The organism is Terriglobales bacterium, assembly GCA_035764005.1.
In the GTDB taxonomy this organism is placed as follows: Bacteria; Acidobacteriota; Terriglobia; order Terriglobales; family Acidobacteriaceae; genus Gp1-AA112.
In genome coordinates, this window is the sequence record DASTZZ010000031.1 from 108,620 (window position 1) to 133,091 (window position 24,472).

General features: G+C 56.9%; 25 protein-coding genes. 15 read left to right on the forward strand and 10 right to left on the reverse strand.

Features of this window, described 5'->3' with window-relative positions:
- Window positions 1-43 precede the first annotated feature (43 nt).
- Window positions 44-928: a carboxylating nicotinate-nucleotide diphosphorylase gene (nadC, locus tag VFU50_05785; protein HEU5232348.1), complete on the reverse strand. Its 885-nt coding sequence runs from the start codon at window positions 926-928 to the stop codon at window positions 44-46.
- A 125-nt stretch (window positions 929-1,053) separates the two neighbouring features.
- Between nadC and zwf the strand changes: the two genes are divergently transcribed.
- The 7 genes from zwf (at window position 1,054) to VFU50_05820 (ending at window position 8,704) form a co-directional block, all read left to right on the forward strand.
- On the forward strand, window positions 1,054-2,586 hold the full coding sequence (gene zwf, locus VFU50_05790) for a glucose-6-phosphate dehydrogenase (protein HEU5232349.1): 1,533 nt from the start codon (window positions 1,054-1,056) through the stop codon (window positions 2,584-2,586).
- Entirely contained in the window at window positions 2,583-3,590 is a 1,008-nt protein-coding gene (glk, locus tag VFU50_05795) for a glucokinase (GenBank protein ID HEU5232350.1), read from the forward strand. Before zwf ends, glk begins: the two co-directional genes overlap by 4 nt.
- Before the next feature lie 60 nt (window positions 3,591-3,650).
- Complete coding sequence (locus VFU50_05800; protein HEU5232351.1) at window positions 3,651-4,448, forward strand: DUF3037 domain-containing protein; 798 nt, start codon at window positions 3,651-3,653, stop codon at window positions 4,446-4,448.
- 462 nt (window positions 4,449-4,910) lie between these two features.
- Window positions 4,911-5,534, forward strand: coding sequence for a 16S rRNA (guanine(527)-N(7))-methyltransferase RsmG (gene rsmG / locus VFU50_05805; protein HEU5232352.1), 624 nt, complete (start codon window positions 4,911-4,913; stop codon window positions 5,532-5,534).
- Window positions 5,535-6,118: 584 nt separating this feature from the next.
- Window positions 6,119-6,919 (forward strand): ParA family protein, encoded by an 801-nt coding sequence (locus VFU50_05810; GenBank protein HEU5232353.1) that lies wholly within the window; start codon window positions 6,119-6,121, stop codon window positions 6,917-6,919.
- A gap of 230 nt (window positions 6,920-7,149) precedes the next feature.
- Window positions 7,150-8,061, forward strand: a complete 912-nt coding sequence (locus tag VFU50_05815) for a ParB/RepB/Spo0J family partition protein (protein HEU5232354.1) — start codon at window positions 7,150-7,152, stop codon at window positions 8,059-8,061.
- Between the two features lie 175 nt (window positions 8,062-8,236).
- Window positions 8,237-8,704, forward strand: coding sequence for a hypothetical protein (locus VFU50_05820; GenBank protein ID HEU5232355.1), 468 nt, complete (start codon window positions 8,237-8,239; stop codon window positions 8,702-8,704).
- 107 nt (window positions 8,705-8,811) lie between these two features.
- Here the strand turns inward: VFU50_05820 and VFU50_05825 are convergent, their stop codons facing one another.
- Complete coding sequence (locus VFU50_05825) at window positions 8,812-10,134, reverse strand: divalent metal cation transporter (GenBank protein ID HEU5232356.1); 1,323 nt, start codon at window positions 10,132-10,134, stop codon at window positions 8,812-8,814.
- Window positions 10,082-10,450, reverse strand: coding sequence for a hypothetical protein (locus VFU50_05830; protein ID HEU5232357.1), 369 nt, complete (start codon window positions 10,448-10,450; stop codon window positions 10,082-10,084). Before VFU50_05830 ends, VFU50_05825 begins: the two co-directional genes overlap by 53 nt.
- Window positions 10,451-10,559: 109 nt before the next feature.
- Here VFU50_05830 and VFU50_05835 point away from each other — a divergent pair, with 109 nt between their 5' ends.
- Window positions 10,560-12,785 carry an ATP-binding protein gene (locus VFU50_05835; protein HEU5232358.1) on the forward strand — a complete coding sequence of 742 codons (2,226 nt, stop codon included), beginning with the start codon at window positions 10,560-10,562 and terminating at the stop codon, window positions 12,783-12,785.
- Between the two features lie 160 nt (window positions 12,786-12,945).
- Here VFU50_05835 and thiC read toward each other — a convergent pair whose 3' ends face one another.
- Complete coding sequence (gene thiC, locus VFU50_05840; GenBank protein HEU5232359.1) at window positions 12,946-14,430, reverse strand: phosphomethylpyrimidine synthase ThiC; 1,485 nt, start codon at window positions 14,428-14,430, stop codon at window positions 12,946-12,948.
- A 108-nt stretch (window positions 14,431-14,538) separates the two neighbouring features.
- On the opposite strand from thiC, the gene VFU50_05845 reads away from it, so the two are divergent.
- The 4 genes from VFU50_05845 (at window position 14,539) to VFU50_05860 (ending at window position 18,044) form a co-directional block, all read left to right on the forward strand.
- The gene (locus VFU50_05845) at window positions 14,539-15,102 is read left to right on the forward strand and encodes a peroxiredoxin family protein (GenBank protein ID HEU5232360.1); all 564 of its coding nucleotides are present in this window, start codon (window positions 14,539-14,541) and stop codon (window positions 15,100-15,102) included.
- Between the two features lie 563 nt (window positions 15,103-15,665).
- Window positions 15,666-16,172: a pantetheine-phosphate adenylyltransferase gene (gene coaD, locus VFU50_05850; protein HEU5232361.1), complete on the forward strand. Its 507-nt coding sequence runs from the start codon at window positions 15,666-15,668 to the stop codon at window positions 16,170-16,172.
- A gap of 15 nt (window positions 16,173-16,187) precedes the next feature.
- Window positions 16,188-17,384 carry a pyridoxal phosphate-dependent aminotransferase gene (locus VFU50_05855; protein ID HEU5232362.1) on the forward strand — a complete coding sequence of 399 codons (1,197 nt, stop codon included), beginning with the start codon at window positions 16,188-16,190 and terminating at the stop codon, window positions 17,382-17,384.
- Between the two features lie 3 nt (window positions 17,385-17,387).
- Window positions 17,388-18,044: a hypothetical protein gene (locus tag VFU50_05860; GenBank protein ID HEU5232363.1), complete on the forward strand. Its 657-nt coding sequence runs from the start codon at window positions 17,388-17,390 to the stop codon at window positions 18,042-18,044.
- Between the two features lie 159 nt (window positions 18,045-18,203).
- On the opposite strand, the gene VFU50_05865 is transcribed toward VFU50_05860, so the two are convergent.
- The gene (locus VFU50_05865) at window positions 18,204-18,515 is read right to left on the reverse strand and encodes a hypothetical protein (protein ID HEU5232364.1); all 312 of its coding nucleotides are present in this window, start codon (window positions 18,513-18,515) and stop codon (window positions 18,204-18,206) included.
- Window positions 18,516-18,524: 9 nt separating this feature from the next.
- Window positions 18,525-19,265, reverse strand: coding sequence for a polysaccharide deacetylase family protein (locus VFU50_05870; protein HEU5232365.1), 741 nt, complete (start codon window positions 19,263-19,265; stop codon window positions 18,525-18,527).
- Between the two features lie 181 nt (window positions 19,266-19,446).
- Between VFU50_05870 and VFU50_05875 the strand changes: the two genes are divergently transcribed.
- Window positions 19,447-20,103 (forward strand): deoxynucleoside kinase, encoded by a 657-nt coding sequence (locus VFU50_05875; protein ID HEU5232366.1) that lies wholly within the window; start codon window positions 19,447-19,449, stop codon window positions 20,101-20,103.
- 67 nt (window positions 20,104-20,170) lie between these two features.
- Here the strand turns inward: VFU50_05875 and VFU50_05880 are convergent, their stop codons facing one another.
- The 3 genes from VFU50_05880 to VFU50_05890 form a co-directional block, all read right to left on the reverse strand.
- Window positions 20,171-20,320: a lmo0937 family membrane protein gene (locus tag VFU50_05880; GenBank protein HEU5232367.1), complete on the reverse strand. Its 150-nt coding sequence runs from the start codon at window positions 20,318-20,320 to the stop codon at window positions 20,171-20,173.
- Window positions 20,321-20,644: 324 nt separating this feature from the next.
- Window positions 20,645-21,685, reverse strand: coding sequence for a porphobilinogen synthase (gene hemB / locus VFU50_05885; GenBank protein ID HEU5232368.1), 1,041 nt, complete (start codon window positions 21,683-21,685; stop codon window positions 20,645-20,647).
- 34 nt (window positions 21,686-21,719) lie between these two features.
- Window positions 21,720-22,631: a sugar ABC transporter substrate-binding protein gene (locus VFU50_05890; protein ID HEU5232369.1), complete on the reverse strand. Its 912-nt coding sequence runs from the start codon at window positions 22,629-22,631 to the stop codon at window positions 21,720-21,722.
- 136 nt (window positions 22,632-22,767) lie between these two features.
- Here VFU50_05890 and VFU50_05895 point away from each other — a divergent pair, with 136 nt between their 5' ends.
- Window positions 22,768-23,256 (forward strand): GNAT family N-acetyltransferase, encoded by a 489-nt coding sequence (locus tag VFU50_05895; protein ID HEU5232370.1) that lies wholly within the window; start codon window positions 22,768-22,770, stop codon window positions 23,254-23,256.
- 10 nt (window positions 23,257-23,266) lie between these two features.
- Complete coding sequence (sppA, locus tag VFU50_05900; GenBank protein HEU5232371.1) at window positions 23,267-24,175, forward strand: signal peptide peptidase SppA; 909 nt, start codon at window positions 23,267-23,269, stop codon at window positions 24,173-24,175.
- A gap of 113 nt (window positions 24,176-24,288) precedes the next feature.
- On the opposite strand, the gene VFU50_05905 is transcribed toward sppA, so the two are convergent.
- Window positions 24,289-24,441 carry a hypothetical protein gene (locus VFU50_05905; protein HEU5232372.1) on the reverse strand — a complete coding sequence of 51 codons (153 nt, stop codon included), beginning with the start codon at window positions 24,439-24,441 and terminating at the stop codon, window positions 24,289-24,291.
- Window positions 24,442-24,472: the final 31 nt, after the last annotated feature.

Genomic DNA, 24,472 nt, shown 5'->3' on the forward strand with positions numbered 1-24,472 from the left:
AGGCCTTTTTCATTTTGGGAATACAGAACCGCCGCCGGTTTCCTTAAAAGAGGGCAGGGGTGATCTTCATGCTCAGGTCCACGGCTTGCGGGGAATGCGTGAGCGCGCCGACGGAGATGTAATCGACTCCCGTCTCAGCATAACTACGAACGTTCTCCAGATTCATTCCACCTGAAGCTTCCAGCGGAATACGGCGCGTGTGATTCGCCACCCGCTCCACAGCTTTGCGGACCGCAGCGGGATCCATGTTGTCGAGCAGGACAGCTTCAGCACCATTCGCCAACGCCTCTTCGAGATCTTCCATTGTCCGGACTTCGATTTCAATCGGCTGAGTTCCCACGCGCGCTTCATGGGCCTTTTTCAGGACCTGCGCGATCCCGCCGCCAAGGGAAATGTGATTGTTCTTGATCAGCACACCGTCGGAGAGATCGAGGCGATGATTATGTCCGCCGCCGCAGCGTACGGCATATTTATCGAGCAGACGCATTCCCGGAACGGTCTTGCGGGTATCGAGAATACGCGCCTTCGTCCCTCCGATTACGTCCACGTACCGCCGCGTGATGGTCGCGATGCCGCTCATGCGCTGCAGCAGATTCAGGATCACGCGCTCGCAGGAAAGAATCACGCGTGCATTGTGGCGAATTACCGCAACTGCCTGGCGATCGTGGAGACGAACGCCGTCGAACACTTCAGGATGGCTGATGACCTCATGATGCCCAATGACAGACTTGTCGAGATTGCTGTAGATCTCGAGAATGCGATTCACGGCTCCAAGGCCAGACAGGATGCATGCCTGCTTAGCGTGAATGGTCGCGGTAGCGCGCATGCGCGGATCGATGCAGGCTTGAGTCGTAGCGTCGCGCGTGGCGCGGTCTTCGAGAAGAGCGCGCTCGAGGATCTCTGAGATGCGACGGCTGTGCCAGTCCAATGCCTGAACTCGTCTGCAAAGTGTGGGACGACTGCAGTCGGGACAATTCTACCGTAGCTGTTCGGCAGTAGTCAGACGTAGGTGCCGCATCCTACAATGCTCTCCCCCTGTTGTAACGAGGTCACATGGCAAGCGCGGCAGCAGTTAACCTCGAAGAGGAGTTCAATCCGACCGACAAGCCCGCTGGTCCATGCGTGATGGTCGTCTTCGGAGCTGCCGGCGATCTCACCAGACGGAAGCTCGTTCCTGCACTCTTCAATCTCGCTAAAGACAAGCTGCTGCAGGACAACTTTGCCGTGGTCGGCGTATCGGTGGACGATCTAAGCGGCGATTCGTTTCGTAAGGAAGTCACGCAATTCGTGGAGCAGGAGAACCATGATAGCGATGCCTGGCGGTGGTTTTGCGAGCGGCTGTATTACGAACGCGGTGATTTCGGCGATGAAGCCACGTACGCCTGCCTGACCGAAAGGCTGCGTCAGATCGATTCCCAATATGGAACGGAAGGCAACTACTTATTTTACCTTGCGACTGCGCCGAAGTTTTTCGCGCAGATCGTGGAGCAATTAGGTCGACACGCCCTCGCGTGTGAAGAGACCGGACACTGGCGTCGGGTGATCATCGAGAAACCATTTGGTCACGACCTCGAATCCGCCAAAACTCTGAACGCGCGGATTCAGTCTGTTCTCGCAGAAGATCAGATTTATCGCATTGATCATTACCTTGGCAAAGAGACAGTTCAGAACCTGCTCGTCTTTCGCTTCAGTAACAGCATCTTCGAGCCACTGTGGAATGATCGTTACATCGATCACGTGCAGATCACGAATGCCGAAACGGTGGGCGTCGAGCGGCGCGGCGGATACTTCGACAACGTCGGCACGATGCGCGACATGGTCCCGAACCACATCATGCAGCTCATCAGCCTCACGGCGATGGAGCCGCCGGCATCGTTCAGATCCGAAGCTGTGCGCGACGAGCAGGCAAAGGTGCTGCATGCAATGAAGGCTTTCAATCCAGATGACGTCCTGCACGACTCGGTTCGCGGACAATATGGAGAAGGACAGATCGACGGCGCGACCGTGCCCGGCTATCGCAAGGAACCAGGCGTAGCTCCCGAGTCGCGCACAGAAACCTTCGTTGCCATGAAGCTCGAAATCGACAACTGGCGCTGGGCCGGCGTTCCGTTTTACGTGCGCACAGGCAAGCGCCTCGCGCGCCGGCATACGGAGATCACCATCCAGTTCAAACGCACGCCGCTGCAGATCTTCCAGCACACCGCCGGGCATCAGTTGCGCACCAATCAACTCGTGATCCAGATTCAGCCGGAAGAGGGAATGATGCTCAGCTTCGGCGCGAAGATCCCTGGCTCGACGGTTCGCGTCGGATCGGTCGACATGAGCTGCGAATACGCCAAGTACTTCAAAACCGAACCCAAAACGGGATACGAAGTCCTGCTTTACGACTGCATGATCGGCGATCCCACGCTCTTCCAGCGCGCCGACATGGTCGAAGCCGGGTGGAGCGTCGTCGATCCCGTGCTCGACGTCTGGCGCGCCGTGCCCTCTCGCAAATTTCCCAACTATGCCGCGGGCACCTGGGGACCGAAGGAATCCGACGACCTGCTCGCGCGCGACGGCCGCAAATGGAGGGACATACCATGATGATTCTCGCCGGGGACATTGGAGCCACGCACAGCCGTGTCGCCGCCTTTCAGGCCGAAGGCAACAAGTTTCCGCTGGTTGTCGAAAAAATCTATGAGAGCCAAGAATACAGCGGTCTCGCACAGATCGCCGGCGAATTTATTCGCAGCGAAGGCATTCCTGCACAAAGCGCCTGCTTTGCCGTAGCTGGCCCGGTACGTGGAGGCAAGAGCAAGATATCGAATCTGCCCTGGACCATCGATTCGCGCGAGCTGATGCGCCAGCTGAATCTCAGAAACGTTGGGTTGATCAATGATCTAGAAGCCTACGCCTACGGACTCGATTCGCTCGAATCGAAGGACTTCATCACTCTCCATCCGGGATCCGAGGACGCGGAAGGAAACACTGCCGTGATCTCCGCCAGCACCGGACTGGGTGAGGCTGGCCTGTTATGGGACGGATTCCGCCAGCATCCGTTTGCCTGCGAAGGAGGGCACTCCGACTTTGCACCGCGTAACGAACTACAGATCGAACTGCTGAAGTATCTGCTTAGCCGATACAAAACCGTCAGCTATGAGCGCGTACTCTCCGGCGGCGGTATCAACAATGTCTATGACTTCCTGCGCCACACAAAGCGAGCCGAAGAGCCTCCCTGGCTGCGAGAACAAATGGCGGCTACCAAAGATCCGCCGGCACTGATCTCGCAATTGGCGCTGGAAAAGAAGGCTCCGATTTGCGAGCAGACGATGTCAATTTTTGTAAGTGTTTATGGTGCCGAGGCAGGAAACTGCGCGCTGAAATTCATGTCGCTGGGAGGCATTTATATCGGCGGAAGCATCGCTGCCAAGAATATTCCGCTTATGAAGAGCCCGGAATTCCTGGACGCCTTCTTCGATAAAGGTCGCATGCGTTCTTTGCTTCAAGACATGCCGATAAGAATTGTGCTGAACGACGATGCTGGCCTCTTGGGCGCGGCGCGCTATGCCTGCATACAAAAAGCATTCGGCGCCGCACAGTGGGCGTAAGCTAATATCCGACGTGGAGCCGGGCGCCACCGCCCGGGCTTTTCTCTGGTGGTATCGAAGATGCCCAAGCCTTGCGACTTCCTGCTGATGCGCTACGTTCCTGACCCGTTCAAGGACGAGTTCGTCAACATCGGCGTCCTGCTCCTCGGACGCGAGGACGACTACGCCGGCGTGCAGTTCACGCGCGACTGGAGCCGCGTGCGCTGCCTCGATCCGCAGGCGGATATCGATGTTCTCGAAACCCTTGAAAGAGATCTCCGCGATCAGGTACGCACACCGGAGTTGCGCAAGCAGACGATGCATCGTCTGCAGGAAACACTTTCTACAGGACTGCAATTGTCCAACTCGCACGCACTGTTATCGGATTCTCCGGAGCAGGACCTGGAGCGGCTGGCAAGAACCTATCTCGAGCACCCTGTACCAAAACGGGAATCACGACTCGGGGCTCGCCAGCGCATCGTTTCGCAAATGCGCGAAGCCTTCGAAGCGGCAGGCGTATGGGAGTCGCTCACGAAGAATATTCGCGCCTCGAAATACACGCATCCCGGCGACTCACTGCGCATCGACTGTTGCTACCAACCGAACGGCGTGATTCGTTTGTTCCAAGGAGTCTCGCTGCGTAGCGATCCAAACAGCGCCAAGGTCCTCGCTTTCAGCTATCCCGCGTTGACGGAAGGCATCGCTCGCGTCGAGAGGGCGAAGGCCGATCTGACTGCCATCGTCGATGAGTCGCTCGATCGCCAAGACGACGCCGTGCAATTCGCCATTGCGAGTTTGAGGCGCAGCAACATTCATGTAGCGCCGCTCGCCGAGATGGGTGCCATCGCCGAGCGTGCGCGTCAGGAAATGCGCCTGTAGCTTATAAAACAGCGAAAGGACCGGCGGCCGCCCCGACCGGGTGTTTCCGCATATTTCTGCAAAAGCTTGGGTTCTAGAGCATCTTGATCGTTGCTGTATTGTGCAGTCGCGTTGAGGTGGAGGTCAGTTACCGTCCGCGGTAGCGGATGGGTCGATCTTGTCTCAAGGGTACCCATTCGCTCCCGCGCAACGCGTCCGGTAACAGGCTACGGATTTATCCGTAGGCGAGGCTTTAGCCTCGTTTAGACGTGCGCATTCGAATTGCGGCTTTAGCCGCGGCCCGTTTTGGAAGTTTCCGTGATCGTGTGAAACTACAAAACTCCGCGGCTAAAGCCGAAAATCTCTTCGTAGGTGTATGGACGAGGCTGAAGCCTCGCCCACGCATAAATGCGTGGGCTGTCACCAATGTTGGTGCCCGGAGTGATCCACGCATCCAACGTCGCTCCTTGTACCATCTGAGTGATGATCGCGCTCGGGCCTCTCCTCGCACCATTCATACAAGAGCCGCTTTCGCCCGAGCAGTTCCAACAACTGCAAGCGCATTTGGAATTGCTGCTGAAATGGAATGCCAAGATCAGCCTCACCGCCATACGCGATCCGCAGGAGATCGTGCGCCGACACTTCGGCGAATCACTGTTCGCGGGCGCTCAGCTCGATCCAAAACCTCATACGCGATTGGCGGACTTGGGCTCTGGCGCCGGATTTCCAGGTTTACCGATTGCAGTTTTGCGGCCGGAGATCAAGGTCACGCTCATCGAGTCCAAGCAAAAGAAAGTCGCATTCCTGCGCGAAGTGATCCGCAACGCGCAGATCGGCAACGCCAGTATTTATGCAGGACGCGCGGAAGACGTGTCGAACAGGTCACAAATTGTGACACTGCGAGCAGTAGAGAAGTTCGAGTCTGTTCTGCCTATTGCTGCATCGCTGCTCGAAGCTCATGGCGAGCTCGCCCTTCTGATCGGAGCCGCGCAAGCGCAGATCGCGACAACAAAGTTGCTGCACTTTGAGTGGAAGGAACCTGTGAGCATTCCCGAATCGCGCGAACGCGTGCTGTTCATGGGCAGCAAATCAACCACAGTCCCTTAATTTCCCGAGTTGGGAATGAGGACAGAGAGCCACTGGGCTGCTCAGGTCCCGGGCTGCAGAGAGGGCGGCTTGGCAGACCACGGACCGAACCGGCGCCGGTAGCCGGTGGGGCAGCTGCTTGTTTTGCGGCTGCGCTACTCGTGACTGCGTGCGCGCGGTCACTCTCGGAGCTGGCCGCTCGGCCATCTCCGCCCCGACCGGCTCCGCCGGCGGTTCTGTTTTGCGCTCTCCGGCATCCACCATTCGGTTGCTATTTGGCAGCTACCCACGGCCTACCCCGGCGGTTCTGTCCGATCATCGCGAGCGGGGAATCAAGGTGGTAAACATAGTTTGGTCGCCGATTCGACCGATCAATTTCCGATAATGTTCCACGTGGAACATCCCATCCCTCAAAAGTGCCTCCCCGAACGAACCCTTTTATCCACATGGATTTCCACGCTATCGTGTCCCGCACTGCCCGCTGATAATCGGCGGCTTAGCGGAATTGTTCCACGTGGAACAACCTACTTATCCACGCGAGTGCACCAAAATCAGGCGTTGTCCTTCGAAAAGACGAGCAGTTAGCTTCAGAGTTGAGGACTAACGTGGCGAGAATCATCGCGATCGCAAATCAGAAAGGCGGAGTCGGTAAGACCACTACGGCCATCAACTTGGCTGCCTCGCTGGCCGCAGCCGAGGTGAGGGTACTGCTTGTCGATTGCGATCCGCAATCGAACTCGACCAGCGGGCTCGGACTGCAGCGCGACCCAAATCGTATCAGCGCCTATCACGTGCTCATGGGGGACTCAGGAGCCCGAGAAGCTGTTGTACCAACCGAACTAGAAGGTTTGAGCGTGCTTCCGGCGCACAAACACCTTATCGGAGCCAACATCGAGCTTGTGAATGCGGAGCGACGGGAGTTTCGCCTTCGAAATGCTCTCGAGCAAGTTCGAGACGCGTTTGACTTTATGGTCCTCGACTGTCCGCCAGCCCTCGATCTGCTTACATTGAACGCCTTGGTTGCGGCCGATTCCGTGTTGATTCCGATGCAAGCCGAGTACTTCGCCCTCGAGGGTATCAGCGAACTGCTCGATACCATGGAACGCATCCGGCAAAGCTTCAATCCCGGCCTGGAGCTCGAAGGCGTGGTTTTGACCATGTGGGACGAACGTACGAATTTAGCGCAGCAGGTCGCTGGCAATCTGCGCCAGTTTTTCGGGGAGAAGCTCTGCGCGACCACAATCCCGCGCAATGTTCGGCTGGCGGAAGCCCCAAGCTACGGCAAGCCCGCGCTCCTGTATGACGTGCGCTCGAAAGGTGCCGAGAGCTATATCAGGTTGGCGAAAGAGTTGATGGGAAAACTCATGGCCGCGAATGCGCCAGCCGCCGCAGAGCTGACGGCGTGAAGACGGCCGTCGGCTTTCGGCCCGCGACCTGCGTGAATGGACTAAATGTTCCACGTGGAACAACAGAACCGGCTGCGGTAGCCGGTGGGGCAGTTGCATGTTTTAGCGACTGCGCTCTCGTTGCATTTCGGACGGCTCGCGCTGGCGATCACCGCTCGGCTCTCCAGAGCCTCTCTATTCGTCGATGGAGATGATAACGGGTTAAGAAAATTTTCTAGGAACCACCACACATGACGACAACTGTCACCACCCAATCCGGACCGCGCAAAGCCCTCGGACGTGGACTTGAATCTCTGCTTCCGTCCGCAGGTCCTGCTGAAACAACAATCTCGGCTGCGCTTCCACCCAATGCAGTTCGCGACCTTCCGATCAGCGAAATTGATCCGAACCCATATCAAACTCGAAGCAACTTCGATGACGAGGCTCTGAACGATCTGGCAGCTTCGATCCAATCGAACGGGATCGTACAGCCGATCGTCGTGCGTCCGGTGAGCGGACGCTTCCAGCTCATTGCCGGCGAGCGGCGGTGGCGTGCGTCGCAGAAGCTGGGCCGCGAGTTTATTCCCGCTGTGATCAAGCAGGTGTCGAACGAGCAGGCGATGGAGATGACCATCGTCGAGAACCTGCAGCGTGAAGGCCTGAACCCAATGGAAGAAGCGCGAGCCTTCGAACGCTTGGCGCGCGAGTTTAATCTCACCCAGGAGCAGATGTCCCAGCGTACCGGACGCGAGCGCGCGTCGATTGCGAACCTGCTTCGCCTCCTGCGTCTTCCCGAAACGGTGCAGCAGTCAATCGAAAAAGGCGAACTCACCGCCGGACACGCGAAGGCCTTGCTCGCCCTCGATAGCCCCGAAGCGATTATCTCAGCCGCGCACAAGGTGCGTCAGCTTGCGCTTTCTGTTCGCCAGACGGAAGAAATGGTGCATCGGCTCCTCGCCCCAGGAGACGCGCAGCAGTCAGAAGCAAAACCGAAGCGCGTCGTCGATCCGAACGTGCGGGCTGCGGAAGAAGGGCTTCAGCGCGCGCTGGGAGTTCGTGTCACAATTCGTGACAACAGGGGTAAGGGGAAGATCGTGATTGAGTACGCGTCCCTGGAAGATTTTGATCGAGTAGTGGAAACGTTAGAAAGCAATAGGCAGTAGGCAATAGCCAACAAGCAGCAACGCGGTGGATAAGATGTAATGGAGTTATCCGCTTATCACCCTTATTGCTGATTGCCTGCATATTCGTTCTTGGAACTTCTATCCCCTCATTCGCGTATTCCCTCCCAGCTGAACCAATCCTGTAGTAAGTTAGTCCTCCCCATGTGAGGTTGATATGTATTGCAATTTGTGCGGCAGTTCTCTTTCGCCCAATCAGAGTGTCTGCGGCAAATGCGGGAATGCCATTTTGGGAAGGCATATGCTGAGCCGCGTGGAGCAGCACTTCCGACTGGTTGGTAGCTTGTGGATTGCTGATGCGGTGCTGCACGCCATCGGCGCTGCTGTGCTCTTGATCGTTGCCAAGACAATCTTCGGGCGGTATAACGAAGGTCATCCAGCCTTTCTTCAGCCACTCCTGACGGGAATCGCGTGCTTCATCGCGATCAAAGCGGGCGCCAGTCTGATCGCCGGTATCGGACTGCTTGAACGGCAGACCTGGGCTCGTCCTCTGGCCTTAGTGATGGCCTTCATCGCTCTGCTCAGTGTTCCATTCGGCACTGCGCTGGGTGTCTACACACTCTGGGTTTTGATGTCCCCTCAGGCGGATGTCGAATACCATCGCCTAGCGGCAGCGGCTGGATAGGTTGAACGTCATCAGATTAACCAGGAAGCACGCGCGTGAAAGAAGCGCACGCACAAAAAACGTGCGGCTGCCTCACGGCCTGCTCGCGGCCCGGTATGTGTCCGAGTTTAAAAAAGCTTAAACCACAGATAGATCAATCCAGCTGCCGCCGTGCCGCCCGTAGCCGCGCCGAGCCAGAAATTCTGCCAGCGAGTATTGACGGTATGCATGATGCGCCGGTCGTTGGAAATCAGCAAAATAAAGATGAGAGTGGGGATAAGCATGGTTCCGGCCAAGACCATTGACCAATACAAAGCTTTCACCGGATTAATTCGCAGGTAGTTGGCGCCAGCCGCCACGAATACTGCAGCAGAGATGAGAACGTAAAACCGCTTGGCCTCCCAAGGCTTCTCGCTCAGTCCCGACTTCCAGCCGACAGCCTGCGCCAGATCAAAGCACATTGAGGCCGTCAGCACCGGCAACGCCACCATTCCTGAACCGATAATGCCGATCGCGAAGACAATCGGTCCCCAATCGCCGACCGCAGGCCGCAGCGCCTCGGCTGCCTGACGAGTCGTCATCTCTGGAGCATTGTTGAAATGCAGCACAGCGCTGGCGGCGATCATAATCGAGCATGCAAGCACAAAGGTGACCGCCGTCGAGAGTACCGAGTCGGCCGCGTGATGCTCATGCTCAGGATCGCTGCGCGAACTTGTCTGCCAGATGATGATGTAAGGCGTAAGAAACGAGCCGAAGAGGGCAACGATGTTTTCTGCGTACTCGGAGGTGGCCTGCATTCGCGGCAAGAAGACGTTATGAAAAAGAGTTCCAATGCTGGAATGCGTCAGCACCGCCGCGGCTACATACAGGTAAAGCGGTAGAGACAGGATTACCAGCGCGCGCGTGATTTTTTGATAATCCTGGAAGACCAGGATGTACCAGACAAAGAAGGCAGTTGCCGCGATAAAAAACATGCGCGAGAGGCCGGTCAGGATCGAGAAGGCGTCCGACACAGCCATGATGTCGGCGATCACAACGGCCAAATTCGTAACAATGGTCAGTACGGCGCCACTAATCGCGTATTTGCGACCGTAGTGGTCGCGGACGAGATCGAGCAATCCCTGTCCCGTCTGCACTCCGATACGGCTGGTCACCGAAAAGATCGCGAGCAGGAACGGAACGATCAGGAAAACGACCCAGAACAGCGAATGGGCGAACGCTGCTCCCGCTATCGTTGCCGTCACAACCGCGGAGGGATCGAGGTTCGCCGATCCGGTGACGACTCCCGGCCCCAGCCGCCAAATATTCCAATGCTTCTTTGGGCGAGCTTCGCCTTCAGTCGCCGGGAATCTCACTACTTTGCCGCGATCGTCGGGAGAGCCTTTCCTGGGCGGAGCGTTAGGGAATTTTGGGAAGTTCACGCCGTAGGTCTCTCTCGATTTTGCGTTCATGCCAGAGCCGCAGCGGGCGGCTGTAGGTGATCACCCCGAAGGCCGCAATTGCGGCCAGAAGCAGCGTGTTGCTGGCCCAAAGCAGGATGCGGGCGATTTTGGTATGCGCGATCTGCTGCAAAATGGCGGCGTTGGTTGGCGTCAGCAGCAGCGCTGCAGCCAGCAACATCAGGCCTACTCCAGCAAGGAGGTTCGTCACGTTCTTGGCCCAGCGTCCGCGCGCGTGATAGTCCGCGAAGAGGCGAAAGCCATAGGTCGTAAGCGCACCTATAAGCAGGAAATTCACGATCACTGCGATGGCGCCGCGCAGGTGCATCTCTGCTTCGTAAGACGCAAAGCAGCTGGCGGGGGTTGGAATCCAGAGTAGCTGGATTTCGGGCGCGGTAGCAGTTTCACCGCCAGTCCTATAATTTGCTCAAACACCTGTGCCTGGCAACGATCAGAACCGCTCGCGTCGCAAGAGCCTCATCATCGGCCTGGGGATCGCGATCTTCGTGTTGTTTCTCGTTCTGATCTCACAGCAGAGTTTTAATCTCACCTTCCTCCATCCCGGCAGCGTGCAACAGACTCTAGTGCTCACGGCTCTGTCGGCACTCGTCTTCCTGCTTTTTGTTGCGCTTACTTTCGTCTTGCTGCGCAACCTGCTGAAGCTCCTAGCGGAAAGGCGAGGCGGAGTCCTCGGTTCAAAGTTCCGTACCAAGATGGTGTTCGGAGCGCTGCTGATGTCGTTCACTCCGGCGCTCTTCATGTTTCTGTTCACCTATCTGCTCACCAATCGATCAATCGACCGTTGGTTCTCCTCGCCTGTACAGAACCTCAGTGAGAGTTCCGAGCAGGTCGCGGGACTGCTCGTCCAGTACGCACAGGCAAATGCGCAGGCCGAAGCGCAGACGCTGGCTGGTAACCGCGGAATTCAGAGTGCGTTTGAGTCTGGGGATTTTTCTAGCGCAACGACAGGTCTTCGCGAGGAAGAACCTGCGTTGCAGGGAGGATTTTCCATTCTTCTGCGCGACCATGCTCCGGCGGCTTCCGTAAATGTTCCGTCGCAGTGGAATGAACTCCGCGAGCCACTACTTCAGGCCCTGCAGACAACTCATCGCCTGCAATGGGGAAATGCGGATTACGTAGTCGCGTCGAGTACGGTCGGCAGCGCCGGAGCTGTGGTCACGGCGATTCCGTTGCCGACGACCTTTGCTGCGACCATGGATCAGATTGCAGAAAGCCAACGTAATTACCAGGCGCTGGGATCGAATCGCAAGGCGCTCCGCCGCACCTACATTCTTTTTTTGCTCTTGATCACTGCGCTGGTGCTCTTCGCTGCGACCTGGCTGTCGTTGTTCATTTCGAAACTCGTCACCAGGCCGGTAGCCGCATTGGCCGCAGCCACGGAAGAGCTGTCCCAAGGACACTTCTCTCACCGTGTTGCCGTTGCTGCCGCTGACGAATTAGGCGAGCTGGTTGCGTCGTTCAATCGTATGGCAGGCGATCTGGAAGAGAGTCGCGAAAAAATCGAGCAATCGACCCGTGACCTTGCGCAGGCAAATTCGGACATCGAGAAGCGCCGGCGACAAACGGAAATCATTCTCGAAAATATTCCAACAGGCGTTCTCTCCCTGGATGCGGCAGGAAAGATTCGCCAGGCGAATCCGGCATTCATTCGCTTGCTGCGCTTTCGCGAGAACGAACCCGGCGATAACCCTCCGGAGAGTTCGGAGAGTTTCGAAGGCGCCTCTCTTCGCGACATCTTCGGCACCGAAATCTCCACGCAGCTCATCCATCTCATGCGCAAGGCAGATCGCATGGGAAACACCACCAGCCAGTTTGAACTGCAATCCGGCAACGACAAGCTGAACGTCGCAATCACAGTCGCGTCGCTGCGCATCGAGCGCCAGCGGCTCGGATATGTGCTGGTCTTCGAAGATTTTACGGAGTTGTTGCGCGCGCAGAAGCAGGCTGCATGGAGGGAAGTTGCGCGTCGCGTGGCGCACGAGATCAAGAATCCGCTCACGCCAATTGCGCTCTCGGCCGAACGCATCCGCCGCCACCTCGATCGCGGGGCAGCACCCGACAGCACTTCGCTGAATGTGATGCACGGTTGTGCGGAAACGATCTCTAACGCTGTCGAGACAGTGCGTCGCCTGGTGGATGAATTTTCAACTTTGGCGCGTTTCCCCACGGCGCAGCCCCGGCCGAACGAGATCAATGTGATTATTGAAAGCGCACTACAGCTCTTCCATGGCCGCCTCGATGGCATCAGAATTCAGACGCAGCTTGCCTCGAATTTGCCGCCCGTTCTCGCCGATCCGGATGCGATGCGCCGAGCGATTGCCAATCTTGTAGACAATGCTGCTGAGGCTCTGCAGGATTCGCTGGTGAAAGAGATTTACATCTCGACGAACGTCGTAGAGACGCGTGAGGCAGTCGAGATCGTCGTCGCCGATACCGGCCACGGAATCACCACCGAAGTCAAGGAACGCCTCTTCCTTCCCTATTTCTCCACGAAGAAGCGCGGTACCGGATTGGGACTGCACATCGTAAGCCGGATTATGCAGGAGCATGGCGGATCGATTCGCGTGGAAGAAAATCAGCCGGTGGGGGCGCGTTTCATTTTGGAATTGCCGCTGGCTGTGGAAGCGGCGACGGCAGTCTAGCGAATCTGATTGTCATTCCGAACGCATGCCCACGCGGGTTTTCGCGTGAGCAGGAGTGAGGAATCCCTGCGATCCCCGAATCCCGTTGGTGCTGCCATTTCTGCAGTTGCACAGGGATTCCTGTGCCAAACCAGGCGTTCGGAATGACAAGGAGCTGAGGCTATCTCGCCGACCTGCCCAGCTTCACCAGATTCTCCTGCATCAACCCGCTCAGATCTCGCTTTTCGAGGCCGTGAACACGTTTGTTAAATTCGTCCACTTTGCTGGAGTAATTCATTGAGCAGAACTTCGGACCGCACATCGAGCAGAATCCTGCCTCTTTGTAGTAGTCGTCGGGCAGCGTTTCATCGTGCATCGAGCGTGCCGTTTCGGGATCGAGCGAGAGCTCAAACTGCTTGTTCCAGTCAAAGGTGTAGCGCGCGTAGCTGATGGCGTCGTCACGATCGCGGGCTCCCGGACGATGCCGAGCCACGTCGGCGGCGTGAGCGGCGATTTTGTAGGCAATGATTCCATCCTTCACGTCTTTTTCATTCGGCAGTCCGAGGTGCTCCTTGGGCGTGACATAGCAAAGCATCGACGCGCCATGCCATCCGATCATGGCCGCTCCGATGGCGCTGGTGATGTGGTCGTAGCCGGGAGCAATGTCGGTGACCAGCGGACCGAGCGTATAGAACGGAGCGCCGTAGCAAAGCTCGACTTCCTTATCGACCTGCTCTTTGATCTTGTCCATCGGCACGTGGCCCGGCCCTTCGATCATCACCTGCACATCGTGCTCCCACGTTTTTTTCGTAAGCTCGCCTAGGGTAGCAAGCTCTGCGAACTGTGCCGCGTCGCTCGCATCGGCGATGCAGCCTGGGCGCAATCCATCGCCCAGCGAATATGAAACGTCGTACTTCGCCATGATCTTCGTGATGTCATCGAATCGCTCATACAGGAAGTTTTGCTTGTGATGGTGCGCCATCCACTGGGCCAGGATCGCGCCACCGCGGCTCACGATCCCCGTAATCCGTTTCGAAACCAACGGCAGATACTGAATCAGCACGCCGGCGTGAACCGTCATGTAGTCGACGCCCTGCGCGGCCTGCTCCTCGACGACTTCGAGGTAAATCTCCGGCGTAAGGTCTTCAATACGTTTGACCCGGCTGATCGCCTCGTAAATCGGAACCGTACCGATAGGAACGGGAGAATGGCGGAGGATAGCCTCCCGAATCTCGGGAATGTCGCCGCCCGTGCTCAGGTCCATCACTGTGTCGGCGCCGAAATGTACCGCGGTGTGCAACTTCTTAAGCTCTTCGTCGACATTTGAGGTCACGGCGGAGTTGCCGATGTTCGCATTGATTTTGCAGCACGAAGCCACGCCAATGGCCATCGGCTCGAGCTCGGCATGATTGATGTTCGCGGGAATGATCATTCGTCCGGCAGCCACCTCGCTGCGTATCACTTCGGGAGAGAGCTTCTCTTTCAGAGCGACGTATTCCATCTCCTCCGTGACGATCCCGCGCCGCGCATAGTGCATTTGGGAAAAGTTCAGATCACCCCTCTTTGCAGCTTCCTCACGCCGACGGCGCAGCCACTCGGACCGCGGCTTTGGAACTTCGTAGCCATTCGTCAGTTGTGTTGTTGCCTGTCCGTTGTCTGCGCTCATTGTTCCTCTCTTCGCCAACAAAAAATTATACGCAGCTTCGTAAGTTGGGACGATTGCGATACTGCGCTGGACATTTGGCGCGAGGTGGCACAGAATCCAGGAACAACAATGCTCAAGAAAATTCTGCTTGGAATCGGGATTGTCGTCCTCATTCTGGCCGGTCTGGTAGCGTTTGCGCTATATCACTATCCCAAGGCGCAGATTGTGAGTGCGAGCAATCAGGCAGCTCCGGACTTCGCTCTGAAAGATGCGCACGGACAGGATTTCACTCTTTCGTCTCTCCGTGGACACAAAGCAGTTCTCTTTTTTTACCGAGGCTACTGGTGACCATTCTGCATGAAGCAACTGCGCGAGTTCGCGCAGAGGAAATCAGATTTTGACGCGCAAAACGCCCGCGTGGTGGCCATCAGCGTCGATGATATGGACCACGCACGCAAGGTTTGGGACGAAGTAGCGCATGGAAACGTGATCGTGCTCAGCGATCCTGAAGCCAAAGTAATTCGCGAGTACGGATTGCTTCACCCCAAAGGGCACAGTGGCGAGGACATAGCGTTGCGTGCAACCCTCGTCCTTGACAGCAACGGTCGCGAGGTTTATCGCAAGGTGAGCAGCTCAGTACCGGACATAAGGACGGCCGACGAAATCCTGGCAGAGCTCAGAAAGGTACAATAAGGGCCTCCATCCATCTACACATCACTAAGGGATAGCCCTAAAATGGAAAACGCCAGAGCTGGTTCACCCTGGCGTTCATCTCTATGGTCCCCACTTCTTCGGGCCCAAGATTTCCATCGAGACCGTTGAGCACTCCCCCAAATGCCTTCACGACCTCTCAGATCTCCTATATTGCAATTGCCGAACCAAACTTTTATCGCTGTAAGTCGCTGATTTTGCTATGACCAGAATTTAGCGCTGCCAGTCACGAAAAAATCGACGGTGCAACTGTTTGCACACTTGTCCGTGGGAATGGCATTTGCGTGTGGGACGCAATTTCTCCATCCAGCGTACGCGGGCATGAGTAGGGCGGCCGAAACCCGGGGGTGAACACGAAGGCCGCAAGGACACAAAGGTTGATTGGAACCGGCCGATCAAGCTCTGGTATTCCCATAGACGTGGGGGCCTCAAAGGACAACCTTCGTTTCCTCCGTGTCCTTCGTGTTCAACCCCGGCTCTCTCCGTGCACTCCATGGCTCGTGGTAAAAACTGCAGTTACAATCGGATATAGCGCTCCCGTCTTCATGAAGCAGATCAAAGCAATTTATCCGGGATCATTCGACCCGCTCACCAACGGCCATCTCGACCTGATCGAGCGCGGCAGCAAGATCTTTCATGAACTGGTAGTCGCGATCCTCAAGAATTCCGAGAAAGAGCCCCTGTTCGACGTGGCTGAACGCCGCGAGATGCTCACGGAGGCGACGTCCCGATGGCCGAACGTGCGTGTGGATACCTTTTCCGGCCTCCTTGTGGATTACGTTGTTAAGCAAAAGGCAAATGCCGTATTGCGCGGAATCCGGGCTATCAGCGACTATGAATATGAACTCCAGATGGCATTGATGAACCGCAAGCTCAATGCTTCTGTGGAGACGATCTTCATGATGCCCGCCGAGGCGTACTCTTATCTCAGTTCGCGGCTGGTGAAGGAAGTTTTCCGGCTCGGTGGATCGGTTCGAGGGCTCGTTCCGCCGAACGTCGAGGAGCGTCTGCAAAAGAAGTTTGGCCCGGCGGCTTCGGCTGCAAAGCGATAACTCAGGAGAAAAGCGATGGCAACCAGCACGGCAGTCAGCAGTCCATTTTCCGCGCGGCTTAACCGCATTGAAGTTTCAGCCACCATGGCCATGACCGCGGAAGGCGCCAAGCTGCGCGCCAAGGGCATCGATGTGAGCGATCTCGGTATGGGTGAGCCGCACTTCAACACGCCACAGCACATCAAGGACGCAGGCATCGTGGCGATTCAGCAGAATTTCACCAAGTACACCGCCGTAGGTGGCATTCCTGAGCTGCGGAAAGCCATTGTGAAGCGCCACGCCGCCGATTTCAGTTCTGACTACAAGGCAGAAGAAGCCTGCGCCTCTACCGGCGGCAAGCAGGCGTTGTTCAATGCCATCCAGGTGCTGGTCGATCACGGCGATGAGGTCATTATCCCAGTCCCATATTGGGTCTCGTTCAAAGACATCGTCGAGTATGCCGGCGGCAAGTGCGTCTATGTTCACGCCGACGAAGAGCAGGACTTTCGCATCACGGCGGACATGGTTGAGCGCGCGATTACCTCGCGTACGAAAGCTATCATCCTGAACACGCCCTGCAATCCGTCTGGCGCAGTGATGCATCGCGACGACTTCCGTGATGTTGTGCTCATGGCGCATCGGCGCGGCATCTACGTGATGTCTGACGAGTGCTACGTTTATTTGAATTTCACCGGCGATGTTTACTCCGCCGGCTCAATCGCTGAAGCGCGCGAGCATCTCGTCATCATCGGCTCACTCTCGAAGACTTACGCAATGACCGGATGGCGCTCCGGCTACGCACTGGGTCCGAAGGCGGTGATCGATCAGGTCAACAAGCTGCAGAGTCAATCGACCTCGAGCCCAGTTTCGATTGTGCAGAAGGCGGCGATTGCCGCGCTCGAAGGTCCGCAGGACTGCATCAAGGAATTCCGCGCGGACTACGTCCGCTTGCGCGATCAGGTTCTCGCCGACCTAAAACAAATTCCCGGAGTGACCTGCGCCCGACCTGAGGGAGCTTTCTACGTTTATCCCAACGTCTCGGCGTACCTTGGGCGCGGCGGACTGAAATCGAGCATCGATGTTGCGAATCGTTTGTTACAGGAAGGCCACGTCCTGACGGTTCCGGGCGAAGCTTTTGGCACGCGCGAGCACATCCGTCTCTCCTATGCGACCAGCGGCGCAATCTTGAAAAAGGCGCTGCAGCGCATGAAAGGCTTCTTTGCATCGGTGTAGACGATGAGTATTGGGCCGCGTCAAAGATTCTGGGCGTCAGCGCTGCTGCTGTTTTGCTTTATCGCGGCCAATGCATTCGACTACAAGCCTCCCGACATTCCGCCTGCCGGCCACGCCGCCAAGTTTTCCCAACATGAAACTCACAAGGACGAAGGCGTAACCATAGCCATCGATCCTTATGGTCCAGAGAAGGATTCGGTGTTTCATGTGAAGTTCTATGAGAACCGCATTTTGCCCGTCCGCCTGATCATCAGCAATGATACGGATCAACCCATTTCGCTGGCCGACGCCCAAATTCAGTTCACCACGGCGCGCAAAGCCAAAGGCGAGCCTCTGACAAAGGAAGATGTAGAGCGCGCAATCGCGAATTCAGCCGAGCCTCACGATTCGGCGACTTCCCGCATTCCGCTCCCCGTGCCCATTCCTCGCTCCAAGCCAAAGCGCCTTCCCAAGAACACAGACGAGGAGGTCGATTACCTGATCTTCAAAGCGAAAGCCGTGGAGCCGCACAATACGCAGTCGGGATTTCTTTTCTTCGACGTGAGCGGCGTTCAGCAACCACTCATCGGCTCGCATATTCTGTTCACCGGATTGCGGAATAGCCAGGGACAGGAGCTGTTTTACTTCGATATTCCCCTGCAGGGCACCTCAATTCAGTAGGAGTTCACGAATTCAGCGCAAGAGGTCGGAGGAGTCGAAAGGCAGTGGAGCGGCATGGCGGAAACTCCCGACCTGAGTCGGGGGCGCACACCGCACAGCCGTGCGGGGGCTTCCAAGAACGTCGACACTTAAGCCAAGTATAGTGATGGTGAAACTGCTCTAGTCCAGATCGAAATCGCGCAACGGCTTTCCCGTATCGGGAGTATCTTTGGCCCGCTTCACGGCTTCCTGGAATTTGCGCTCCAGCAGGTCGGCTTTGTTTCGCTCGGCATCGACCGCCTGACGAAATAGCGATTCCTTGCGTCCTTCCTGTTCGCGCATTGCGCGGGCAGCTTCTTCGAAGTCATTGAACGTCTTTGGACGCGCCGGTGGCGTGTGCGCAATGACTGCACGCGTTTCGGGATCAATCTTGAGCAGAGCTCCGCAGCACGGACAGCCGACTTCGAAGGCATCGATCTTTGCTTTAGCCATGATGTTTGCCTACGCGGATGATAGCGCAGTTCGCGCCTCCGCCGCACGCGGCTGAATCTCATCGACGCGGCAGAATCGATGCGTGCTCTTGTATCGGTGAATGAGTCGCTCGGTGGCTTCGACGCTGTGGGAGCGGTCTGCACCCAGGCCGGTGTGACCGCCATCGTGGAAAAGAATGATGTGTCCGTGAGTTCGATCTCGATCGATTCGCTTGCGCGCATGGTGTTCGACCGTGTCGGTCGTTGTGCGGCGCCAATCGAAGCAGGTTACGTCCCACATCACGGGTTCAAGCCCGAGCTCGCGCGCAGCCGTGAGCACTGCCGGACGTCGGGCTCCAAAAGGCGGACGAAAGAATTTCGGTATCACTCCAGTCGCGTCGGCAATCATCTGCGAGCAGCCGGAGAGCTCGCGCACAACATTCCTGCGTGACTGCAACAGCAAATTGGGATGACTGACCGTGTGATTTGCAACAAGATGTCCGGCGCTGACAATCAAACGCGCAATGTGCGGACGCGCTTTCACAAATCTTCCGATGAGAAAGAAAGCTGCTTTGACTTCGTGCCGCGCGAGGATCTCGAGGAGCCGTTCGGTGTGGATGTCGTTGGGTCCGTCATCATAAGTCAGTGCCAGGTCACGAGGATCTGGACAATGCGATAGGGCTGCCCCAAATAACTGCGAGCTCGAAGAATACGCGTGATATGCGAGATAGCCGGCTGAAGCCAGCGTCGCCGATACGATCTTTCCGATCACTCAGACATTCTAGAGAAGAGCGAACACGAAGGTCACGAAGTCAACAGCCGGAAGGTCACGGAGCGTCTGTTGTGACCTCTCGCTTTTTCCCTTCGTGACCTCAGTGTTCGCCGTTCTCCGGTCGAAATTTTAGGATTGTCTGGCTGCGCTCTCCAAGCTATGCTCCGAGCAGACCCGGTTTATGGCCAAGCTCTTCGACCCCCCTCGCTACATTGCCCTGGAAGGTCCCATTCGCGTAGGCAAGAGCACGTTATCCGGCATCATCGCCGACCGCCTGCACGCACAACGCATCACGGAGCCGGAAAATAATCCGTTTCTCTCGGCTTTTTACGATGGAGAGCCAGGTGCAGGTTTTCAGGCCCAGTTTGCGTTTCTGATTGCCCGCTTCGAGCAGTTGCGCGCTCTGGAGCCGCACTCGCGCAAGGCAGTGGTATGCGATTACATCTTTGAAAAAGACAAGCTCTTTGCCTGCATCAACCTGAACGACACCGAACTCGCGGTTTACAACCGCTACTACAACTACTTCCGCGAACAGTTACCGACACCCGATCTCGTGATTTACCTGCAGGCTAGTCCGGAGGTGCTGAAGCGTCGCTTGCGCCGAAAGAATGCACCTTCAGAAATGGCCGTCAGCGACGACTACATCGAAGAGATCGTTAAAGCCTACGAGCACTTCTTTTTTCATTACACCGCCTCAGACCTGCTGGTCGTGAATACGAACGACATCGATTTCGTCGAGCGCCATCAGGACCTGCAGGAGCTGTTGCGGCGGCTCTCCGAGCCCATCCGCGGAACACAGTATTTCCTGCCTCTTGGTTCTGAGGCTGCCAGCGCTTAGGCACCGACGGTCCGCCCGAAAGTAAAAGAGCCGCCATAGTGGCGGCTCTCGTTTTCCGATCCGATCTTTAGACGACTGTTCGCCGTCCGGTGATCAGGTTGACGATCAACACGATCACGGCCGCGACCAGAAGCAGATGGATCAAACCTCCTGCCACATGGAAGCTGAATCCCAAAAGCCAGAGAATCAGCAGGATGGCAAAAATTGTCCAGAGCATAGTTGGCCCCTCCCTTTAAAGTCCTCGCCCGATAAGATGGGGAGACTCTGAATCGTGTTGCTAAAGGAGTAAATAGTTTGCTGAGGGAGCTTCTCGGGATGGAAGGCAACCTGAGAATCGGGTGATCGGGCGATCGGGTCATCGGGTGAAGTAAAACCAAAACCCGACGCGCATGGGACGCGGATTGCGACGAATTCAGAAATCAAGTGGATCTAAAAGCTATTGTGAAAGAATTCAGCAACCCGGGAGATCAATTCCTTCAGCGTTATCCGCGTCCCATCCGCGGCATCCGCGTCGGGTTTTGCCGTTGTTTTTGCTTTCAGATCACCCGATCAGCTTGGCTGCCTCTTTCGCGAAGTACGTCAGGATAGTTCCTGCGCCCGCGCGTCGAATAGATATCAACGATTCCATCATTACTCGTTCGCGATCGAGCCAGCCGTTTTGTGCTGCGGCCTGGATCATTGCGTACTCGCCTGAGACCTGGTACGCGGCGATCGGAAGATTAAAGCGCTCGCGCGCGGCCGAGATCACGTCGAGATACGGCATCGCCGGCTTAACCATGATCATGTCCGCGCCTTCCCCAATGTCCGATTCAATTTCCTGGAGCGCTTCGCGCAGATTGGCGCCGTCCATTTGGTATGAGCGCCGGTCGCCGAACTGCGGCGCCGAATCGGCGGCTTCCCGAAACGGTCCGTAGAATCCAGAGGCGAACTTTGCGGCATAAGACAGGATGGGAGTGTTCTGGAAGCCGGCTTTGTCGAGGGCTGCGCGAATGGCTGAGATGCGGCCATCCATCATGTCGGACGGGGCGATGATGTCCACTCCGGCTTTTGCCTGCGAAACCGCTGTGCGGGCGAGGATTTCGAGCGTCTGGTCATTGACGATCTCGTACTCTTCCACTCGCGATGGTACCGCTGCTGCTCCACTGCGACTCGACTCAGCGACTCCCGAGGCAGTGGTCTTCTTCACGATCCCACAATGGCCATGCGACATGTATTCGCATAGGCAAACGTCGCCAATTACGAGCAGCTCTGGAATCGCACGCTTGACTGCGCGCGTAGCGCGCTGCACGATGCCGTCATCTTCCCAGGCTCCGCTTGCTTGCTCATCCTTGCGCTCAGGCAAACCAAAAAGGATCACGGCGGGAATCCCGACTGAATGGGCATCGCGAGCTTCCTCGATCAGGCGATCAATGGAGAAATTGAAAACGCCAGGCATCGAGCCGATCGGCTTGCGCACGCCTTCTCCCGGGCAGACAAACAACGGATAAACGAACGCTTCGGGAGTGAGCCGCGTCTCGCGCACCATGCTGCGCAGCGCTTCATTGCGGCGGAGCCGCCGCAAGCGCGTGATGGGAAATGCCATGCCTAGATTCTAGGGGAAAAACAAGCCTTTGAGTTCAGGGTCGAGCGTTCATACCAGCCGCTCGTTTGGCTGTGAGTTGGTCAACTGGCGGGAACGATGTGGGCTTCAGCACGGTCTGTTCAGGAGGCTGCATGCCACTTTGGAAGGCACTGACGAAGGTCTCGACTGCTAGCCCCGCAGAGGGCGGCAGGACGATAGAAGCTGCCAGAATCCCTTTGCGGACGCGATCCTGGCCGATCTCGCCGGCGGCATCGCATCCTGCGAACATGAGATTTTCCGGGAGAGCCTTCTCTTCTTCGAGCGCTCTGCGCGCCCCGAGGGCCATCGCGTCATTCTGGGAGCAGACCAAATCGAGAGGAGTTTGGCGCGATGTGGAAAGAGTGAGCCACTGCTTCACCGCCTGGTAGCCGCTATCTTCCGTGAACCGTCCGCGAATCATGCGGACCTGCACATTCGGCGGTTTCGTGGTTTGCATTCCGTGGGTGCGCTCTTCGACGGAGAAATTTCCTGATGGGCCCTGGATATACAGTACGAGTCCGCCTTGTGGCAGGAAGGCAGCCATTTGCCGCGACTGAATGCGTCCAATCTCGCGCTGGTCGGCGGTGATGCAGAAGCTCGGCAACTTGCTTGAGGAGCGCAGCGCGCTGAGGTAGTCGACTTCGCGGTTCACGACCGCCCAGCCGACTCCCGCCGCGATGGCTGCCTGCGCCACTTGCGTGAGGCCGGTGCCTGCAGGATGGCAAACTACCGCGTCTGGCCGAACCGTTGGCGGTGCCTGGAGGGCCTCAAGAATCTGCTGGCCCTGATTGATCGCATCGCCTTCGGCGTAGATTACCTGGACATCAACTCCGAGACGCAGGGCTGCGTCGTTGGCTACTCGCGACTGCTCACGCTGATACTCGTTTTCATTGCTAACCAGCGAAACGAGAATCCGCAGCTTCTTCATAGGACCCTGAGCACTAAACCAAGGCGGGTGCCCGCGCGATGTCTGCAAAATGAATCATAAGGGAATTTCGTCCCAACCTGGACATTACTGTCGTTATGTGTCAACTTGCGCACTCTTAAGAGAGCGGCCGGGGAAAATGTCCAGCGTAACCTATCGAGAAGCTGTTGTTGCCGATGTTCCCGCACTCGCTCGCATTCGCGCCGCCGAGTGGGGATCGGAGAAGCACTGGACGGAGCGCATCACCGGATACATGGAAGGCCGACTGCATCCACAAAAGGCGTTAGCGCCGCGCATCCTCTTCATCGCGTCACACGACAGCGAGATCATCGGATTCATCGCTGGACACCTGACTCGCCGTTTTGATTGCGAAGGAGAGCTGGAGTGGATCGACGTGATTCGAGAGCGGAGGAGGCAAGGGATCGGTTCCGAAATGGTGCGAATCCTGGCTCGATGGTTCGCCGGGCAAGATGCCAGGAGAGTCTGCGTCGATCCCGGAAATCCATCCGCTCGACAATTCTATGCGCGGCTCAACGCGCAGAATCTCAATCAGCATTGGATGTTCTGGCCTGATATCGACAGTGTGCTGATGCCGAGCGTGACCAGGCGCTCCAGTTTCGGGTGCTAAACTTTTCAACATGGCTGGTGAACGTCCGCGGACACTCCTCTGGATTCTGATCGGAGGAGGAGCGTTCTTCCTCTTCGCACTCGTGATCTTCTCCCTGCTGTACTTCAGCGTTCGCGGCAACGGGAGCTTCGATGTTGGCGGCGGCGAGAAAATCGCCGTGGTCGACGTTGAAGGCGTGATACTCCAGGCCAAGCCGTTTGTGGAACAACTCAAGCGCTATGGAGATGATTCCTCGATTAAGGCAATCATTCTGCGCATCGATTCACCAGGCGGCGGGGCCGCGGCTTCGCAGGAAATGTATGAAGCCGTGAAGCGTGTCCGCGATCAAAAGAAAAAAATGATCGTCGCTTCGATTCAGACGGTCGGAGCCAGCGGCGCGTACTACATCGCCTCCGGCGCGAACAAGATTTATGCGAATCGCGCGAGTATCGTCGGCAGCATCGGCGTAATCGCCGAGTGGGTAAACTATGGCGACCTGCTGCGCTGGGCGAAGCTGAAGGAAGTGCTTTTCACCGCAGGAGAGCTAAAGGCGGCGGGCGATCCCGCCCGCGAGATGACTCCCGCGGAACGCGACTATCTGCAAAGCCTGGTCAACGAGATGTACGGACAATTCATCCACGACGTCGCCGATGGCCGCAAGTTGAAGGTGGATTACATCAAGCCTCTCGCCAGCGGGCGCGTGTGGACGGGTGAGCAAGCAATTGGCCTCAAGCTCATCGACAAACTTGGGGGATTCCAGGACGCCGTAGACGACACGGCAAAAGCGGTGGGCATTCGCGGAGAACCCTCGCTGGTCCATCCAGAGGAGAAGAAGCGCACGCTGCTGGATATTCTTTTTGGCGACGTAACGCAACTGCTTCCCGCTCAGGCGCGGATGCTGCAGACGAATAATCCCAGCTTCTTCTATCTGTGGCGCTGAGTGCGCCGCGGGCAGGGCAATAAGCAATAGGCAATAAGCAATAGGCGATAAGCAATAGGCGATAAGCAATAGGCTTAAACAGCCAGCCTAAAACTTATCGCCTACAAAGTTCTCTACCGTTTAGCAGTGCCGCGCGCCATCTTCTTCACCTTGCGCTTCTGGGAACCGCGAGGTGTGGTGCGCTTCGCCTTCGGCGCAGCTTTCTTGCGGGCTGCCCGTTTTGCCTTTTTACGATCTTCTTTGCTGAGCGACTTTGTATTTGCCATTGAGCTCCAGTTTTGAGTGAGTTCGAAGTTG